Origin of the sequence: Pseudomonas sp. SF2 (assembly GCF_036858055.1) — a bacterium.
In the GTDB taxonomy this organism is placed as follows: Bacteria; Pseudomonadota; Gammaproteobacteria; order Pseudomonadales; family Pseudomonadaceae; genus Aquipseudomonas.
Map to the genome: position 1 here is coordinate 117,571 of NZ_JAMBDI010000010.1, position 17,391 is coordinate 134,961.

Consider the following 17,391-nt stretch of genomic DNA (forward strand, 5'->3'; position numbering starts at 1 on the left):
GAACACCTTGCCGGGCGCCAACGGTGGCGTCCGGCCTTTTCAATGCTCGATGAGGATTCCCATGCGCGCGATTCGCATGCTGTTGGTTTCTGCCCTGGCCGCGGCTTCTGTGTCGGCCACCGTTTCGGCTTATGCCGGTGAGCAAGATGTACAACGCCTGACCCAATTGTTGGAAAAGTCGCAGACCATCGAGGCGAACTTCTCCCAGCTGACCCTGGACGCTGGCGGCACCAGCCTGCAGGAAACCTCCGGCAAGATGACCGTCAAGCGCCCGGGCCTGTTCTACTGGCACACCGATGCGCCGCAGGAGCAGGTGGTGGTCTCCGATGGCAAGAACGTCACCCTGTGGGACCCGGACCTGGAGCAGGCCACCATCAAGAAGCTTGATGTGCGCCTGAACCAGACCCCGGCGCTGCTGCTGTCCGGTGACGTGTCGAAGATCAGCCAGAGCTTCGACATCAGCTCGAAGGAGCAGGGCGAAGTGATGGACTTCACCCTCAAGCCGAAAACCAAGGACACCCTGTTCGACTCGCTGCGCGTGTCGTTCCGCAAAGGCCTGATCAATGACATGCAACTGATCGACAGCGTCGGCCAGCGCACCAACATCCTGTTCAATGGCGTGAAGGCCAACCAGGCGGTGCCGGACAGCAAGTTCAAGTTCGACATCCCCAAAGGCGCGGACGTCATCAAGGAGTAACCAGAACTCGCCATGGACCTGTTTCGAAGCGAACCCGTCGCCCAGCCCCTGGCCGCTCGCCTGCGCCCGTCCAACCTGGACGAGTACGTTGGCCAGGAGCATCTGCTGGCGCGCGGCAAACCGCTGCGCGAGGCGCTGGAGCAGGGTGCGCTGCACTCGATGATCTTCTGGGGGCCGCCGGGGGTGGGCAAGACCACTCTTGCGCGGTTGCTGGCGCAGTTCTGCGATGCGCACTTCGAAACGGTGTCGGCGGTGCTGGCCGGGGTGAAGGAAATTCGCCAGGCGGTCGAGGTGGCCAAGCAGCAGGCTGGCCAGTACGGCCGCCGTACCATCCTGTTCGTCGACGAAGTGCACCGCTTCAACAAGTCGCAGCAGGATGCCTTCCTGCCCTATGTGGAAGACGGCACCCTGCTGTTCATTGGCGCCACCACCGAAAACCCGTCGTTCGAGTTGAACAACGCACTGCTGTCGCGGGCGCGGGTATATGTGCTCAAGAGCCTGGACGAGGCGGCGCTGCGCAAGCTGGTCAACCGCGCGCTGACTGAAGAGCGCGGCCTGGGCAAGCGCAACCTGCGGGTTGGCGATGACGCTTTCAAGATGCTGATGGCTGCCGCCGATGGCGATGGCCGGCGCATGCTCAACTTCCTCGAGAACGCCTCGGACCTGGCTGAAGACGGCAGCGAGATCGACGTCGAGATGCTGCAGAGCCTGCTCGGTGACAGCCGCCGCCGCTTCGACAAGGGCGGCGAGGCGTTCTACGACCAGATTTCCGCGCTGCACAAGTCGGTGCGCGGCTCCAACCCCGATGGCGCCCTGTACTGGTTCGCGCGCATGCTCGACGGCGGCTGCGACCCGCTGTACATCGCCCGCCGCGTGGTGCGCATGGCCAGCGAAGACATCGGCAACGCCGACCCGCGCGCGCTCAGCCTGTGCCTGGCGGCCTGGGATGTGCAAGAGCGCCTGGGCAGCCCCGAGGGTGAGCTGGCGGTGGCCCAGGCCATCACCTACCTGGCCTGTGCACCGAAGAGCAACGCAGTGTATATGGGCTTCAAGACCGCCCTGCGCGAAGCCGCCGAGCATGGCTCGCTGGAAGTGCCGCTGCACCTGCGCAACGCCCCGACCAAGCTGATGAAGCAACTGGGCTATGGCGACGAGTACCGCTATGCCCACGACGAGCCCGACGCCTATGCCGCCGGCGAAGATTACTTCCCCGAGGAACTCGAGCCGCGCCAGTACTACCAGCCGGTGCCCCGTGGCCTGGAACTGAAGATTGGCGAGAAGCTGCGCCACCTGGCCGACCTTGACCGCAACAGCCCCCGCCAGCGGAGAAAACCGTGATTGCACTGATTGCCGCCGTCAGCGCGGGCGGTATTGCCGGCACTTTGTTGCGCTTTGCTACCACCAACTGGGTGGCTGCCCACTGGCCACGGCACTTCTATCTCGGTACGCTGGGGGTCAACCTGATTGGCTGCCTGCTGATCGGCCTGCTCTATGGTCTGTTCCTGCACAAGCCGATCGTGCCGGTCGAGCTGCGCGCCGGGCTGATCGTCGGCTTCCTCGGCGGCCTGACGACTTTTTCCTCCTTTTCGCTGGATACCGTACGCCTGCTGGAAAGCGGGCAAGTGCCCCTGGCTTTGGGTTATACCGGTATCAGCGTGGTGGGCGGGCTGCTCGCGACCTGGGCCGGCCTGTCCTTGACCCGATTCTGAACCAACACCTACACATAACGAGAGAACGATATGCTCGATTCCAAACTGTTACGCGGCCAACTTCAGGAAGTGGCGGATCGCCTGGCCTCCCGTGGCTTCAGCCTGGATGTCGCGCGCATCGAATCACTGGAAGAGCGCCGCAAGGCGGTGCAGACCCGCACCGAGCAGCTGCAGGCCGAGCGTAACGCCCGTTCCAAGTCGATCGGCCAGGCCAAGGCCAAGGGCGAAGACATCGCGCCGCTGATGGCCGACGTCGAGCGCATGGCCAATGAACTGGCTGCCGGCAAGACCGAACTGGACGGCATCCAGGCCGAACTGGACGGCATCCTGCTGACCATCCCCAACCTGCCGGACGCCAGCGTACCGGTCGGTGCCAGTGAAGACGACAACGTCGAAGTGCGCCGTTGGGGCACACCGAAGGCCTTCGACTTCGAAATCAAGGACCACGTCGCCCTCGGCGAAGTCAGCGGTGGCCTGGACTTCGAAGCCGCCGCCAAACTGTCTGGTGCGCGCTTTGCCGTGCTGCGTGGCCCGATCGCACGCCTGCACCGCGCCCTGGCGCAGTTCATGATCAACCTGCACACCGGTGAGCACGGCTACGAGGAACACTACACCCCGTACCTGGTGCAGGCTCCGGCCCTGCAGGGTACCGGCCAGTTGCCGAAGTTCGAGGAAGACCTGTTCAAGATCAGCCGCGAAGGCGAGGCCGACTTCTACCTGATCCCGACTGCCGAAGTGTCGCTGACCAACCTGGTGGCCGGTGAAATCCTCGACGCCAAACAGCTGCCGCTGAAGCTGGTTGCCCACACCCCGTGCTTCCGCAGTGAAGCCGGTGCTTCGGGCCGTGACACCCGCGGCATGATCCGCCAGCACCAGTTCGACAAGGTCGAGATGGTGCAGGTCGTCGAGCCGTCCAAGTCGATGGAAGCCCTGGAAGGCCTGACCGCCAACGCCGAGCGAGTGTTGCAGCTGCTGGAGCTGCCGTACCGCGTGCTGGCCCTGTGCACCGGCGACATGGGCTTTGGCGCGGTGAAGACCTACGACCTGGAAGTGTGGGTGCCCAGCCAGGACAAGTACCGCGAAATCAGCTCGTGCTCCAACTGCGGCGACTTCCAGGCGCGCCGCATGCAGGCCCGCTGGCGCAACCCGGAAACCGGCAAGCCAGAGCTGGTGCACACCCTCAACGGCTCCGGCCTGGCCGTAGGCCGTACCTTGGTTGCCGTGCTGGAAAACTACCAGCAGGCCGACGGTTCGATCCGTGTGCCGGAAGTGCTCAAGCCATACATGGGCGGCGTCGAGGTCATCCGCTAAATGGATTACCTGCCGCTGTTCCACAAGCTGCAGGGCGGCCGCGTGCTGGTCGTTGGCGGTGGTGAGATCGCCTTGCGCAAGGCGCGCCTGCTGGCCGATGCCGGCGCCGCGCTGCGGGTGGTGGCACCGGATGTCGACGGCCAGTTGGCAGCGCTCGCCCGGGAAGGTGGCGGCGAGGTGCTGGTGCGTGGCTATCAGGCGGCCGACCTGGTCGGTTGCCGGCTGGTGATCGCGGCCACCGACGACCCTGGGCTCAATGCCCAGGTGTCGGCGGATGCGCAGGCGCTGAGCCTGCCGATCAATGTGGTGGATGCGCCGGCCCTGTGCACGGTGATCTTCCCGGCGATCGTCGACCGTTCGCCGTTGGTGGTGGCGGTGTCCAGTGGCGGCGATGCTCCGGTGCTGGCGCGCTTGATTCGCGCCAAGCTGGAGGCCTGGATCCCGTCCGCCTACGGCGAACTGGCTGGCCTGGCCGCGCGCTTCCGCGACAAGGTCAAGGCCTTGTACCCGGACGTCAACCAGCGCCGCGGCTTCTGGGAAACCGTATTCCAGGGGCCGATTGCCGAGCGCCAGCTGGCCGGGCAGGGCGCCGAGGCCGAGCGCCTGTTGCAGGCGATGGTCGACGGTGCACCGGTGCAGCAGGGTGGTGAGGTGTACCTGGTGGGTGCGGGCCCGGGCGATCCGGACTTGCTGACCTTCCGCGCCTTGCGCCTGATGCAGCAAGCCGACGTGGTGTTGTACGACCGTCTGGTGGCACCGGCGATCATCGAGATGTGCCGGCGCGATGCCGAGCGTATCTATGTGGGCAAGCGCCGTGCCGACCATGCCGTGCCGCAGGACCAGATCAACCGCCTGCTGGTCGATCTGGCCCGGCAGGGCAAGCGTGTGCTGCGCCTGAAGGGCGGCGACCCGTTCATCTTCGGCCGGGGTGGCGAAGAGATCGAAGAGCTGGCCGAGCATGGCATCCCGTTCCAGGTGGTGCCGGGCATTACCGCGGCCAGTGGGTGCTCCGCCTATGCGGGCATTCCGTTGACTCACCGCGACTATGCCCAGTCGGTGCGTTTCGTGACCGGGCACCTGAAGGATGGCACCAGCAACCTGCCTTGGCATGACCTGGTGGCGCCGGCGCAGACCCTGGTGTTCTACATGGGCCTGGTGGGTTTGCCGACCATCTGTGCCGAGCTGATTCGCCATGGCCGTGCGGCCAGTACCCCGGCGGCGCTGGTGCAGCAGGGCACTACGCGAAATCAGCGGGTGTTCACCGGCACCCTGGCGGATCTGCCGGAGCTGGTGGCCCAGCATGAAGTGCATGCGCCGACCCTGGTGATTGTTGGGGAAGTGGTGCAGTTGCGTGACAAGCTGGCGTGGTTCGAAGGCTCGCAGAACAGCTGAAATCGTTGGGGCCGCTTTGCGGCCCCGACAATCTCAAGCCTGCCAGATTCCCTTGCCTGCCAACCGCTCCCGATCATGCGCCAGGTTGAAGTCCTGCAGCGGCCCCTTGGGCACGATCCCGTTCGGGTTGATGGTCTTGTGGCTCATGTAGTAGTGCTTCTGGATATGCTCCATGTCCACCGTACCCGCCACCCCCGGCCATTGGTACAGCTCGCGCAGCCAGTTCGACAGGTTGTGATAATCGCTCAGGCGGCGCAGGTTGCACTTGAAGTGCCCGTGGTACACCGCATCGAAGCGCACCAAGGTAGTGAACAGGCGCACATCGGCCTCGGTCAGGTATTCCCCGGCCAGGTAGCGATTGCGGCCGAGCAAGTCTTCCAGGTAGTCCAGTTCGTTGAACACTTCATCAAAGGCAGCCTCGTAGGCTTCCTGCGTAGTGGCAAAGCCTGCGCGATACACACCGTTGTTCACCGCCGGGTAGATGCGCTCGTTCAGCGCATCGATGGTCGGGCGCAGCGGCTCTGGGTACAGGTCCAGCGTATTGTCGGTCAGTTCATTGAACGCGCTGTTGAAGATGCGGATGATCTCCGACGACTCGTTGTTGACGATGCGTTTCTCTTTCTTGTCCCACAGCACGGGTACAGTCACGCGGCCGGTGTAGTGCGGGTCATCCTGGGTATAGCGCTGGTGCAGGTACTGCAGCGCATCGAGGTGGTCGCCGCTGGAGCCTTGCTGCTGGTCGAAAGTCCAGCCATGGTCCTGCATCAGCCAGCTGACCACAGATACGTCGATCAGGGGTTCCAGGCCCTTGAGGGCACGGAAGATCAGGGTGCGGTGCGCCCATGGGCAAGCCAGCGAGACGTACAGATGGTAACGGCCGGCTTCGGGAGCGGGCAGCTGATTGCGGCGTTGGGCATTTTCGCGCTTGAACGTGCCGTCCTTGCCGTTTTCATACCACTGGTCATGCCAGCGGCCGTCGATCAAAAGGCCCATGGTGAGCTCCTCGGAACAAAGTTGTTTGTCGTTGGAGCCCAGTCTAGGGGAAATCGTTCGAATAACTAGCGCAAAGAATGCCCCCTTAGTATCTAGTTATTCGATTGGTTCCGTGCGCTCCAGTAACCACGTGCGGTTGCGAAAGCCTGCTCACGGTGCTGGCCCAGGCCGCGCAGGGCCAAGGCCATGGTCGCGACCACGGCCATCTCACCGTAGCTGTCCTCGGCCTCGCCGCGCCAGACCGCCAGCAATTGCTCGGGCTGCAGGCTGGGCGGCTTCACGTGGCGGCGCCCGCTTAGTGCTGGCCATTCCTCGTCCCAGGCTTCGCCGGCAGTGGTGCCGTACAGGTGGCTGATGACATCGGGGTTGACCTCGATCTCGCCGCCATCACCCTTGATCACCACTGCATGGTCGCCCAGCAGGCGGCTGGCCTCGCGGTGCACCGCCTGGTAACCGGGGTGGAAGATGCTCTGCAGGCCACAGCGCGCAGCCAGCGGGTTGAGCACCCGGGCCAGCGAATGGATGGGCGACCGCAGGCCCAGGGTGTTGCGCAGGTCGATCATGCGCTGCAACTGCGGCGCCCAGTCCTGCAACGGGAAGAAGGCCAGGTGCTGCTGGTCCAGGGCCTGGCTGACGGCGGCCCAGTCACGGCATAGCGGGATTTCCAGCAAGGACAGCAACTGCTCGGTGTACAGGCGCCCGGCGGTGTGTGCACCGCCACCGTGCATCAGGATGCGCACGCCATTGTTGGCCAGGCACTTGGCGGCCAGCAGGTACCAGGGTAGGTGGCGTTTCTTGCCGGCGTAAGTGGGCCAGTCCAGGTCCACGGCAATGCTCGGCGCCTGCAAGTGCGCGCGCAGAGCCTCGGTGAAGCCGGCCAGTTCTTCGGCGCTTTCTTCCTTGTGCCGCAGCAGCATGAGGAAGGCACCGAGCTGGGTGTCCTCGACCTTGTCTTCCAGCAGCAGGGTCATGGCCACGCGGGCTTCGTCACGGGTCAGGCCGCGCGCGCCGCGCTTGCCTTTGCCAAGAATGCGCACGAATTCGGCGAACGGATGTTCGGCGGGGGTTTCCAGGGTAAGCGGGCGAGGTGCTGTCATATGCAGTTGGTCGGCTTGGGCAGGCCCGCCAGCTTGGCGGCCAGTTTGGCGGGAGTGCCGTTGAACAGGCGGTTCAGGTGCGGGCTGTTGCCCTTGTCCGGGCCCAGTTTGAGGGCCGTGTACTTGATCAGCGGGCGCGTGGCCGGGGACAGCTGGTATTCCTGGTAGAACTGGCGCAGCAGCTCGAGGATTTCCCAGTGGTCCGCCGTCAGCGGGATGCCCTCGCGTGCGGCCAAGGCCTCGGCGGCGGCATGCGACCAGTCTTGCAGGTCGACCAGGAAGCCGTCCTTGTCCAGGGCGATCGCCTGATCGCCAACGTTGAGGGTATTCATAGCCAGCTGTTGACCTTGTCGTAATGCAGCGACAGTTCGACGAACCCGCCGTAGTCCACGGCCTTGGCCAGTTCGTTGCCGACCGCGCGGGCCTGCACGTCTTCTTCCAGGGCGAACAGGCGCTGGGCCAGGCCGGCGGCTTGCAACTGGCGGTGCGGCTCGCTGCCGCTGCGCAGGGCATACACCGCATCGCCGCACAGCAGCAGGGCGTCGTCGGTACCGAGCAGGCGCAGGCAGCTGGCCAGGCGCTCGTCGCCGAACGGGGAGTGGGCAATTACATGCAGGGTCGTCATCAGAGTGTTACCACCTGGTCGAAACGGGCGATCAGTGCGGCCAGGGCCGCGTCGTCCAGCACTTGCACCGGCAGCGCCAGGGTGTCGGCTGCCAGGCCGCGACGTGCGAGGCTGTGGCTGCAAGCGAACAGGTCTTCGACGCCGAACATTGGCAGCGCTTGCAGGTTGGCGGCCAGGTTCTTCTGTTGCACGGCGGTGGGCTGCTGGTCCGCAGCGAGCTGGAATACGCCGTCATCGAGGAACAGCATGCCCAGCGGCAAATCGAACGCGCCGCCAGCCAGGGCGATGTCCAGTGCCTCGCGGGCCGATGGGCCGTTCCAGGGTGCCTGGCGGCTGATGATCAACAAGGATTTGGCCATTTCAGTCGCCTCCGAAGCAGACAAGGCGATCGGCAACCTGCGCCGCCTCATGCAACTGGCCAAGCCCCGACAATTCCCAGGGTTTGGGCAGGTTCACGGCCGGGCGCTGGTAGCGGTTGGCCTCGGCCTCATCGAGCACGCCACGGCGCAGGGCGGCGGCGATGCACACCACTGCGTCCAGCTGGTTGGCTTCGATGAAGGCGCGCCATTGGCCGGCCACATCCAGCTCATCCTGGGGGGCGACCACGTTGGCCGAGGCACTGTGTACCCCGTCCTGGTAGAAGAACAGCCGGGCAATCTCATGCCCGCCAGCCAGCACCGCCTCGGCGTAGCGCAAGGCGCGCCGCGAGGAGGGCGCATGGGCCGGGGAGAACACCGCGATAGCGAATTTCATGGATAACTCATGCAAAAGGAATGGTGCCATGATAAAGCAAAAAAGCCCGCGCCCGCTTGTGCATGGCGGGGCGGGCTTTCTGTCTTGCACCAATCTTCAGGTCTACGCGGCCTCATAGGAGCGGCCTTGTGTCGCGACGGGCTGCAAAGCAGCCCCATGGCCCTGACAGAAGGACTCCAGGCTCAAGCCTGTTCCTTGCTCTCCGGCAAGAACCAGTTCAACACCAGGGCACAGATACCCCCGGTAGCCACGCCCGACTCCAGCACATTGCGAATCGCCGCCGGCATGTGCGCCAGGAACTCCGGCACCTGCGCCACACCCAGGCCCAAGGCCAGGGACACAGCGATAATCAGCAGGGCGCGACGGTCCAGCCGCGTGCTGGCCAGGATATTGATCCCTGACGCCGCAACCGCCCCGAACATGACCATGGCCGCACCACCCAGCACCGGCTCCGGCACTGCCTGGATCACCCCGGCAACGCTCGGGAACAGGCCCAGCAGCACCAACATCACGGCTATCCACAGGCCGATATGGCGGCTGGCGATCCCGGTCAACTGAATCACCCCGTTGTTCTGGGCAAAGATCGAGCTCGGGAAGGTGTTGAACAAGCCAGCCAGCAGCGAGTTGGCCCCGTTGACCAGCACACCGCCCTTGATCCGCTGCATCCACACCGGCCCTTCGACCGGCTGGCGCGACACCTTGCTGGTGGCGGTAACGTCACCAATGGCTTCCAGCGAAGTCACCAGGTAGATCACCAGCATCGGAATGAACAGCGCCCAGGAGAAGCCCAGGCCGAAGTGCAGCGGCGTCGGCACCTGGAACAGCGCGGCTTCGTGCATGCCGGTGAAGTCCAGGCGGCCCAGGTAGCCGGCCAGCGCATAGCCGACTGCCAGGGCGATAACGATGGCACAGCTGCGCATCCACACCACCGGGATGCGGTTGAGGATGACGATGATCGCCAGTACCACGCCCGACAGCAGCAGGTTCTCGCCATTGGCGAAGGTGCCATTGGCCATGGCGCCGAAGCCACCGCCCATGCTGATCAGGCCGACCTTGATCAGGGTCAGGCCGATCATCAGCACCACGATGCCGGTTACCAGCGGGGTAATCAGGCGTTTGACGAAGGGCAGGATGCGCGACACGCCCATTTCGACGAACGAGCCGGCGATTACCACGCCAAAGATGGCCGCCATCACGCCCTCTACGGGCGTACCTTGCTTGACCATCAGCGCCCCGCCGGCAATCAGCGGGCCGACGAAATTGAAGCTGGTGCCCTGGACGATCAGCAGCCCGGCGCCGAACGGCCCGAAGCGTTTGCACTGGACGAAGGTGGCGATCCCCGAGATGACCAGCGACATGGAAACGATCAGGTTGGTATCCCGTGCGGAAACACCTAGCGCCTGGCAAATCAGCAGGCCAGGGGTGACGATCGGCACGATGATCGCCAGCAGGTGCTGCAGGGCAGCCAGCAGGCCGATCAACAGCCTTGGCTTGTCCTCCAGACCCAGCACCAGTTCATTGGCAGGCGCCGCCGCGCCTGGGCTGTGTTCGTGTGAGCTCATTGCAGAAAGCTGCCCCGAAAGAAAAAAGGAGCGCATTCTACGGGGTGATGGCGGATTGGGGTAGAGCAAAGCACGATGGCGGCATGATCGACGACCATGCGCCTTATTATCTGACTTTATGGTCAGTTATTGAGCGCTATATGCTTCAGCAGGTAGAGCATAAGCCTGAAACCTGCGCGGACCCGGTGGGAGCGGGTTCACCCGCGAAGAAACCAACGCGGTGCCTGGCACCGGCTGCGCCGGTGTTCGCGGGTGAACCCGCTCCCACAAAAAAGCCCGCCGAAGCGGGCTTTCTCACGCAGCAATCAATCAGTCATCACGACCCATGATGCCAAACAGCTGCAGCAGGCTGACAAACAGGTTGTAGATCGACACATACAGGCTGATGGTCGCCATGATGTAGTTACGCTCGCCACCATGAATGATCGCGCTGGTCTGGAACAGGATGCAGACCGACGAGAACAGCACGAAGCCAGCGCTGATCGCCAGTTGCAGGCCGCTGATCTGGAAGAAGAAGCTAGCCACGACAGCACCCAGCAGGACAAAGAAGCCCGCAGTGATGAAGCCGCTGAGGAAGCTCATGTCCTTGCGGGTGATCAGCACATAGGCCGACAGGCCACCGAACACCAGTGCAGTCATGGCAAACGCCGAGCTGACCACCTCGGCGCCACCGGCCATGCCCAGGTAACGGTTGAGGATAGGACCGAGGATGAAGCCCATGAAGCCGGTGAGGGCGAAGGTAGAGACCAGGCCCCAGGCCGAGTCACGCAGTTTGTTGGTAAGGAAGAACAGCCCGTAGAAGCCGATCAGCACCACGAACACGTTCGGGTAGCCGACGCGCATCTGCTGGGCCACGAAGGCCATGACACCGCTGAAGGCGAGGGTAAGTGCCAGCAGGCTGTACGTGTTGCGCAGGACCTTGCTGATCTCCTGCTGCTCGACCTGCTGGCCGTGGTGTACGGCGTAATCCTGTTCGCGCATGGCGACACTCCTTGGTAAACCTGTGGTTTTCAAACGTTCAGATGCTAGGAGTCTATCAGAGCTCCCACAACCCGCGACACAGAGAGTTTGACAGCTTGTTTCATTACGGTATGATGGCGGCCGCAAAACGAGCTGGAAGCGTGGCCGAGTGGTTTAAGGCAACGGTCTTGAAAACCGTCGATGGGCAACTATCCTAGAGTTCGAATCTCTACGCTTCCGCCATATTCAAAGCCCTGATTATTCAGGGCTTTTTGCGTTTTTGGGGCATAGTAAGCCATCCTTGGGAACGTCCGTGGGAATGGATTGTTTCGCAAGCGCTTCCGATACTTCTTACTTGGTCGGTTTCGCCAAGGCTCCAACTTCCTTCCTGGCGTCATCCCATTCTGACAGGCACGAAAAAGCCCGCCGAGGCGGGCTCCTCGCTGGTTACTGAGCGCTAGCCGCAGCCTCTCAAGCCAAATTGCATCACTGACAACTGCGCGGAAATCTGATCCGTAGGCCGGACCCAAACCTTGTCTCCCACCGTTTCCATGCGGTAGTTGATGGAAATAGCGCTGTCGTTCTTCCCGGTAATGTACAGAACGGCCGACCCCTTCATGCCAAGCAGCCCGTCAGTATCAAGGGCGACCGAGTCAATCCTGGCCACGGACCTGCAGGTGGCGTTCATCTGCCCAAGATTGGTAACGATTTGTAAGCCCAGCTGGCGGACCAGGTCCTCCCCGGTCTTTTCAAAGTCTGCGTGCCTCTTCCATTCGACAGCTGCATAGCCGGAACCAACGAGCAGAATGATAAAAACACCAAGCTTTTTGATACGTGACACTGGTGATCCCGATAGATGTAATGGGTGAATGCTGCTGCAGGGCCTGGATACAGGTTACGTCCAGGCGGATGAGCCGATCCTTGTGCCTGGGGTTCTCCGGGATGATGCAGACGTGGGCATCCTAGTAGAAGAGGTAGATCCCGTCACCCACAAAACCGCGGACGTTGATGTTCACGATCAGTGACGCAGCGCGGAGGTGGGTAATGTTCTGCAGGAGCTGCGTAAAGCTTGAGGTCTGCCCTGTACCTGTGGGAGCGGCTTCAGCCGCGAACACCGGCGCAGCCGGTGTCATGCACCGTGTTGCATTCTTCGCGGGCATGCCCGCTCCCACAGGTTCTATTGCAGGGTCACTGGCTTCATGTCATCCGGTAATTGCCGAATAGCCGCCTCTATCCGCTCGATCGGTGCCGCGAGTTCGTCCGCTTCCTTGTCCTTGCCCTCCCTTCTCAGGCGATCGCGCTCAAGGCGCAGGTTAAGCAAATTTTTCTGCAGTTTCAGGGCCGAGGCATTGAACGGGTCCATGCTTTTCTCATGCTGTAGGCCTCCGTGCCGTTGTAGGAAAACTGGACCGTAGCAGCTGGAATTTGCTGGAGAAACTGATGTTTCATACAGGCAAAGCCCACTGCATCGATTCTTCCTACATTGCGCGGTAAAAGATCCTACAGGCTACGTTTCAAGACATGTCTTTCAAACCCGGCTCAACACCGCGTAGTAGCTGGGAACAAGCAGTTTCCGCAATGCCCGCCTTCAACGCGGCTCAATCGAAGGCGTGTCGTGCTTTTCGAAATCTTATGTAGCAATTGCTGCCCCGAAAACTAAAGGTGATCCGCATCCACCACTGCCTGGGTGAACGCTTGCGGCGCTTCCTGCGGCAGGTTGTGGCCGACGCCGCCGCTGATCAGCCGGTACTCGTACTTGCCGGTAAAGCGCTGCGCATAGGCTTCGGCCGGCGGGTGCGGGGCGCCGTTGGCGTCGCCTTCCAGGGTGATGGTCGGTACGCCGATGCTGGGGAAACTGGCCAGTTTGGCCTCGAGCGGGTCGTAGCGTGTTTCGCCCTGGGCCAGGCCCAGCCGCCAGCGGTAGTTGTGCACGGTAATCGCCACCTGGTCGGGGTTGTCCAGGGCCTTGGCGCTACGCTCGAAGGTGGCGTCGTCGAAGGCCCACTTGGGCGAGGCGGTTTGCCAGATCAGCTTGGCGAAGGCATGGCGGTTCTTGTCATAGCCGGCCTGGCCGCGCGCGGTGGCGAAGTAGTACTGGTACCACCACTGCAACTCGGCGCTGGGGGGCAGGGGGGCCTTGGCGGCTTCCTGGCTGCTGATCAGGTAGCCGCTGACCGACACCAGTGCCTTCACCCGCTCGGGCCACAGTGCCGAGACGATGTCGGCGGTGCGTGCGCCCCAGTCGAAGCCGGCGAGCACGGCGCGCTGGATATGCAGCGCGTCCATGAAGGCGATCACATCGCTGGCCAGCGCCGCGGGCTGGGCGTTGCGTGGGGTTGCTGCAGACAGGAAGCGGGTTTGGCCGTAACCACGTACGTAGGGCACTAGCACCCGGTAGCCTTTTGCTGCCAGGGCGGGTGCAACTTGTTCAAAACTGTGAATGTCATACGGCCAGCCATGCAGCAGGATCACCACCGGTCCGTCGGCCGGGCCTTGCTCTACGTAGGCCACATCGAGCACGCCAGCGTTGACGTGTTTCAGCGGGCCGAAGTCATCTGCCGCTGTGGCGGCTGGCTGGGGCTGCTGTGGTGCAGCCGTGGCGATGTTCGCCGCCAGCAGGCCAAGTGGCAGCAGGGCACAGGCGAGCAGTGTACGGCTGAAGCGGTGTGGCAGGGTGGTGGTCGAGTGGCGGGCAGACATCGGGCATCTCCTTGGCGAGGCCATCGGTGCGGGTTGATGGGGGCCAGTAAAGATGACGGCTGTATCGAGGATGTGTCCGCGCAGCCTGCAGGAAACGTTGTTGTGTATCAGGTCCCAATTTGTACACATGAAGATACAAATACCGGGTGGCAGCGGTTTTTGCCGCTTCTGCTACGATCGATAGGTTTCCCGGGCAGGGAGAGGCCCATGCATTACGTCGTGATAGCACCTCATCGCAGTGAGTACCCGCGGCCCATCCGCTTCGCCAAGGGCACTCTGCTGGATATCGGCCCGCGCTACGAGGGCGAGCCAGGCTGGCAGGACTGGTACCTGTGCACCTGCGCCGGCCAGGAGCCGGGCTGGGTGCCGGCCCAATTGATCGAGCGCCTCAGCGTGTGCAAGGGCAGGGCGCTGGACCACTATTCGGCGCATGAACTGGATGCCGACCCAGGGCAGTTGGTGCAGATGGTGCGCCCGCTCAATGGCTGGGTCTGGTGTCGGCGCCATGGCGATGACGAGTTTGGCTGGTTGCCTGCGCAGAAGCTTCAGCGGCTGTCCTGAAGCGCGCCTCCGGCCAGTACCTGCTCCGTGCGCAGAATGCGCGCGTAATCCAGAGCCAGGTTGCTCAATGACAGCGCATGTACATCCTCCGCGGGCCAAAGCCGGCCTTGCAGGTCGTGCTGGTCAAAGGTGAAGCAGGCATCCTCTACTACCACCACATCGAAACCGAGATTGCCCGCCGAGCGTGCGCTGGATTCCACGGAATTGTTGGTAATTACCCCGGTGATGACCAGCTCGTTGATGCTGCGCGCGTGCAACCAGCGCTCCAGGCCGGAGTTGGCGAAGGCATCGGGCACATGTTTGTCGAACACGGTTTCGCTGGCCAGCGGGGTGAATGCGGGCTGGAATTCGCAACCGGACTGGCCTGGCCAGAACACCGAGTCCACCGAGCGGGACAGGTGGCGCACATGGATCACCGGGCGCCCTGACTGACGCCACGCGGCCAGCAGCTCGCCTATACGCAGTTCGGCCTCGGGGTTGTTACGCCGGCCTAGGCGCGGGTGGTGGATGCCAACCTGAAGGTCAATCAACAACAGGGTAGCGTTGGTCGCGAAAGCGGTCATGACGGGATGGCACTCCTTGGCAGGTTCGGGCGCTTGACCCTAGCACAGCGTGGATGACTGCAAAAAATTGCTGTCACGCGTAAGGGGCTGGTGCGTTGCTCTTGTGGGAGATTACCCAGCCCTTTGGGCTGCGCTGTCGCGCAGAGAACTCAGTGCGCAAGCGGTCCGCGTACCGTGTGGGAGCGGGCGTGCCCGCGAAGAATCCAACGCGGTGCCTGGCACCGGCTTCGCCGGTGTTCGCGGCGGTTCGACGCCTCGACACGCCCGCTCCCACAAAGAATCGGCGCCGTTGCATCTGATCCGCTTTTTTTCCACAAACCTGAATCTGTAACCGTATCAGCTCACACCCGACAATATGTCCATTCCCGCATCACACTTGTAGAGGTTCCAATGGGCAAGCTTGCGCTATTCCTGGGTGGTTTTCTGCTGCTGACCATTCTGATTGGTATTCTTGGCACCATTCCGCCAAGCTGACGTTCATCATCCAAATTCCCCGTGGCCTGCCTGTCCTCCGGGCGGGCCCATTGCTCTTCGTTGTTGGCCGATTCACCCTACCGATTTGTACGATAAGTCATTCTTTGCACTGGGAAATCTGTCCACAAAAAACGTGGGTAGGTCTGTGGATAAAGTGCTGCAAGCCAGGCCCACGGCGGGCTCTGTTAAATTGAGCAGAATTTGAACAGCCGTTTCAGGGGGGTGTTTCAGTAGGCCAGGCCGGCGCGGCGTAGGGCCACCAGCAGGTCGCGCACCCGCGCCGGCAGCTCGCCGGCGGGGTACACGGCATGCATCTGCGGGTCCTGGCCGTTGCTGGAGGTCAGGCGGTATTGCGGGCATACCCGCACCAGCCGCCCGGCCTTGACCTGCGCTTCGCCAACCCAGGCGGCCAGGCGGGCGATGCCGGCACCGGCCAGTGTGCTGTGGTACACCGCGTCGCCTGAGTCCAGCCGCAGCCTGGGCCTGGGGCGCAGGCTGGTGATCTGGCCGTCGCGGCAGAAGTGCCAGGCCTTGAGGATGCGCGGGGCGGTGTGCAGGATCAGCGCGTGGCCTTCGAGGTCCTCGGGTTGTTGTGGCGTGCCGGCCAGGGCCAGGTATTCAGGGCTCGCATACAGGTGGCGCCGGTAATCCCACAGCGGGTAGCCGATCAGCTCGCTCGACTGCGGGAAGGCGCCGCGCACCACGAAATCGAACTTGCCTTGCAGTGGGTCCAACGCCCCGTCGCTGTACTGCACGTCCAGGGTTACCTGGGGGTGGCAGCGGGAAAACTCGGCAAGCACCTGGGGCAGCACATGTTCACCCAGCACCTGCGGTACGGCGAAGCGGATCCAGCCTTGTGCGCTGCCGCTGAGCGCGGCCAGTTCGTCGGCGGCATCACGTTGCACATCCAGCAAGCGTTCGGCATGGGGCAGCAGGCGCTCGCCGGCTTCGGTCAGGGTCACGGCGTTGGCGTTGCGGTTGAGCAGTTTGCTCCCTGCGTTGTCTTCCAGGGTTTGTACCGCGCGGGTTACTGCGCTGGGGGAGCGCCCCAGGGCGCGGGCGGCGGCAACGAAGCTGCGCTTGTGCGCCACGCTGACGAACGCCTGGATTTCCCGCAGCATGTCCAATGCCATTGCCTGCTCCTCGTTGCAGTTTTCGCAATGTGGCATTTCAACACAAGCGCGGCACTTTGATTAGCCTTGCAGGCGTCTCCACTGCCTGGAACCGCGTCATGATGGATATCGCTGTGCTTTCCGTGTTCGCCTTCGCCGCTGGGCTGATCGATGCTGCCGTGGGTGGCGGCGGGCTGATCCAGATCCCGGCCTTGTTCAACGTGCTGCCCACCGCGCAACCGGCGGCATTGCTTGGTAGCAACAAACTGGCGTCGGTGTGTGGCACGGCCTTCGCGGCGCGTTCGTTCATTCGCAGGGTGACGCTGGACTGGGGGTTGATCGTGCCGGCGGCGCTCAGTGCCTTCGTCATGTCGTTCGCCGGTGCCGCCACGGTCTCGCTGGTGCCGCCCAGCGTGATGCGCCCGGCGGTGCTGGTGCTGATCGTGCTGATGGCCATCTACACCTTCTGCAAGAAGGACTTTGGCACGCTGCACAAACCCGCAACGATCGGCCGCAAGGAGCAGTGCCTGGCGGTGCTGATCGGTGGTGCGATCGGCTTTTACGATGGCCTGTTCGGGCCGGGCACCGGCAGCTTCCTGATCTTCCTGTTCATCCGCTTCTTTGCCCTGGACTTCCTGCACGCCTCGGCATCGGCCAAGGTGGTCAACATCGCCACCAACCTGGCGGCGCTGGTGTTCTTCGTGCCATCGGGCAACGTGCTGTACGCCATCGCCTTGCCCATGGCGGTGTGCAACATCCTCGGCGCGCTGACCGGTGCCTGGCTGGCGGTGCGCAAGGGCGCGGGCTTTGTCCGCGGGTTGTTCCTGGTGCTGCTGTGCGTGCTGATCGCCAAGTTGACGTGGGACTTGCTGGCCGGCTAGT

21 protein-coding genes and 1 tRNA gene are annotated in these 17,391 nt (G+C 63.2%); 9 read left to right on the plus strand and 13 right to left on the minus strand.

The window, feature by feature from the left end:
* Nucleotides 1–61: 61 nt before the first annotated feature.
* From lolA to cysG, 5 genes are read left to right on the plus strand one after another with little or no spacing between them, the layout of a single operon-like run.
* Nucleotides 62–697, plus strand: coding sequence for an outer membrane lipoprotein chaperone LolA (gene lolA, locus M2S36_RS07550; RefSeq protein WP_063912582.1), 636 nt, complete (start codon nucleotides 62–64; stop codon nucleotides 695–697).
* Between the two features lie 12 nt (nucleotides 698–709).
* A complete protein-coding gene (locus M2S36_RS07555; protein WP_013973284.1) occupies nucleotides 710–2,035 on the plus strand; it encodes a replication-associated recombination protein A in 1,326 nt (441 codons plus the stop codon).
* Nucleotides 2,032–2,406: a fluoride efflux transporter CrcB gene (crcB, locus tag M2S36_RS07560; protein ID WP_207831197.1), complete on the plus strand. Its 375-nt coding sequence runs from the start codon at nucleotides 2,032–2,034 to the stop codon at nucleotides 2,404–2,406. The genes M2S36_RS07555 and crcB overlap by 4 nt, the downstream gene beginning before the upstream one ends.
* A gap of 30 nt (nucleotides 2,407–2,436) precedes the next feature.
* Nucleotides 2,437–3,717: a serine--tRNA ligase gene (serS, locus tag M2S36_RS07565; protein ID WP_025339770.1), complete on the plus strand. Its 1,281-nt coding sequence runs from the start codon at nucleotides 2,437–2,439 to the stop codon at nucleotides 3,715–3,717.
* Nucleotides 3,718–5,109: a siroheme synthase CysG gene (gene cysG / locus M2S36_RS07570; protein ID WP_333956915.1), complete on the plus strand. Its 1,392-nt coding sequence runs from the start codon at nucleotides 3,718–3,720 to the stop codon at nucleotides 5,107–5,109.
* Nucleotides 5,110–5,142: 33 nt separating this feature from the next.
* Here the strand turns inward: cysG and M2S36_RS07575 are convergent, their stop codons facing one another.
* The 7 genes from M2S36_RS07575 to M2S36_RS07605 form a co-directional block, all read right to left on the minus strand.
* Nucleotides 5,143–6,102, minus strand: coding sequence for a glutathione S-transferase family protein (locus M2S36_RS07575; protein WP_233686882.1), 960 nt, complete (start codon nucleotides 6,100–6,102; stop codon nucleotides 5,143–5,145).
* A gap of 92 nt (nucleotides 6,103–6,194) precedes the next feature.
* Nucleotides 6,195–7,199, minus strand: coding sequence for a glycosyl transferase family protein (locus M2S36_RS07580; RefSeq protein ID WP_333956916.1), 1,005 nt, complete (start codon nucleotides 7,197–7,199; stop codon nucleotides 6,195–6,197).
* Nucleotides 7,196–7,531: a TusE/DsrC/DsvC family sulfur relay protein gene (locus M2S36_RS07585; RefSeq protein WP_025339766.1), complete on the minus strand. Its 336-nt coding sequence runs from the start codon at nucleotides 7,529–7,531 to the stop codon at nucleotides 7,196–7,198. Before M2S36_RS07585 ends, M2S36_RS07580 begins: the two co-directional genes overlap by 4 nt.
* The gene (gene tusB, locus M2S36_RS07590) at nucleotides 7,528–7,824 is read right to left on the minus strand and encodes a sulfurtransferase complex subunit TusB (RefSeq protein WP_207831205.1); all 297 of its coding nucleotides are present in this window, start codon (nucleotides 7,822–7,824) and stop codon (nucleotides 7,528–7,530) included. The genes M2S36_RS07585 and tusB overlap by 4 nt, the downstream gene beginning before the upstream one ends.
* Entirely contained in the window at nucleotides 7,824–8,183 is a 360-nt protein-coding gene (gene tusC, locus M2S36_RS07595) for a sulfurtransferase complex subunit TusC (protein ID WP_063912576.1), read from the minus strand. The genes tusB and tusC overlap by 1 nt, the downstream gene beginning before the upstream one ends.
* Nucleotide 8,184: 1 nt before the next feature.
* Nucleotides 8,185–8,577 (minus strand): sulfurtransferase complex subunit TusD, encoded by a 393-nt coding sequence (gene tusD, locus M2S36_RS07600; protein WP_144173979.1) that lies wholly within the window; start codon nucleotides 8,575–8,577, stop codon nucleotides 8,185–8,187.
* Nucleotides 8,578–8,759: 182 nt separating this feature from the next.
* Nucleotides 8,760–10,139: a nucleobase:cation symporter-2 family protein gene (locus M2S36_RS07605; protein ID WP_207831207.1), complete on the minus strand. Its 1,380-nt coding sequence runs from the start codon at nucleotides 10,137–10,139 to the stop codon at nucleotides 8,760–8,762.
* Between the two features lie 83 nt (nucleotides 10,140–10,222).
* Here M2S36_RS07605 and M2S36_RS07610 point away from each other — a divergent pair, with 83 nt between their 5' ends.
* Nucleotides 10,223–10,468 (plus strand): hypothetical protein, encoded by a 246-nt coding sequence (locus M2S36_RS07610; protein WP_207831308.1) that lies wholly within the window; start codon nucleotides 10,223–10,225, stop codon nucleotides 10,466–10,468.
* Here the strand turns inward: M2S36_RS07610 and M2S36_RS07615 are convergent.
* Complete coding sequence (locus tag M2S36_RS07615; protein ID WP_003251184.1) at nucleotides 10,449–11,120, minus strand: Bax inhibitor-1/YccA family protein; 672 nt, start codon at nucleotides 11,118–11,120, stop codon at nucleotides 10,449–10,451. The two genes, M2S36_RS07610 and M2S36_RS07615, sit on opposite strands and share 20 nt — an antisense overlap.
* Nucleotides 11,121–11,254: 134 nt before the next feature.
* Between M2S36_RS07615 and M2S36_RS07620 the strand changes: the two genes are divergently transcribed.
* A tRNA-Ser gene (locus tag M2S36_RS07620) sits at nucleotides 11,255–11,342 on the plus strand.
* A 214-nt stretch (nucleotides 11,343–11,556) separates the two neighbouring features.
* On the opposite strand, the gene M2S36_RS07625 is transcribed toward M2S36_RS07620, so the two are convergent.
* The 3 genes from M2S36_RS07625 to M2S36_RS07635 form a co-directional block, all read right to left on the minus strand.
* On the minus strand, nucleotides 11,557–11,940 hold the full coding sequence (locus M2S36_RS07625; protein ID WP_333956918.1) for a hypothetical protein: 384 nt from the start codon (nucleotides 11,938–11,940) through the stop codon (nucleotides 11,557–11,559).
* A gap of 336 nt (nucleotides 11,941–12,276) precedes the next feature.
* Complete coding sequence (locus M2S36_RS07630) at nucleotides 12,277–12,462, minus strand: hypothetical protein (RefSeq protein ID WP_063912572.1); 186 nt, start codon at nucleotides 12,460–12,462, stop codon at nucleotides 12,277–12,279.
* A 293-nt stretch (nucleotides 12,463–12,755) separates the two neighbouring features.
* Entirely contained in the window at nucleotides 12,756–13,799 is a 1,044-nt protein-coding gene (locus M2S36_RS07635; RefSeq protein WP_333956920.1) for an alpha/beta fold hydrolase, read from the minus strand.
* A 207-nt stretch (nucleotides 13,800–14,006) separates the two neighbouring features.
* On the opposite strand from M2S36_RS07635, the gene M2S36_RS07640 reads away from it, so the two are divergent.
* Complete coding sequence (locus tag M2S36_RS07640; RefSeq protein ID WP_063912570.1) at nucleotides 14,007–14,360, plus strand: SH3 domain-containing protein; 354 nt, start codon at nucleotides 14,007–14,009, stop codon at nucleotides 14,358–14,360.
* On the opposite strand, the gene M2S36_RS07645 is transcribed toward M2S36_RS07640, so the two are convergent.
* Nucleotides 14,345–14,923, minus strand: a complete 579-nt coding sequence (locus M2S36_RS07645) for a cysteine hydrolase family protein (RefSeq protein WP_333956921.1) — start codon at nucleotides 14,921–14,923, stop codon at nucleotides 14,345–14,347. The genes M2S36_RS07640 and M2S36_RS07645 overlap by 16 nt on opposite strands.
* A gap of 701 nt (nucleotides 14,924–15,624) precedes the next feature.
* Nucleotides 15,625–16,530, minus strand: coding sequence for a LysR family transcriptional regulator (locus M2S36_RS07650; RefSeq protein WP_207831215.1), 906 nt, complete (start codon nucleotides 16,528–16,530; stop codon nucleotides 15,625–15,627).
* Between the two features lie 98 nt (nucleotides 16,531–16,628).
* Between M2S36_RS07650 and M2S36_RS07655 the strand changes: the two genes are divergently transcribed.
* Nucleotides 16,629–17,390, plus strand: coding sequence for a sulfite exporter TauE/SafE family protein (locus tag M2S36_RS07655; RefSeq protein ID WP_207831217.1), 762 nt, complete (start codon nucleotides 16,629–16,631; stop codon nucleotides 17,388–17,390).
* The last annotated feature ends 1 nt before the right edge of the window (nucleotide 17,391 follow it).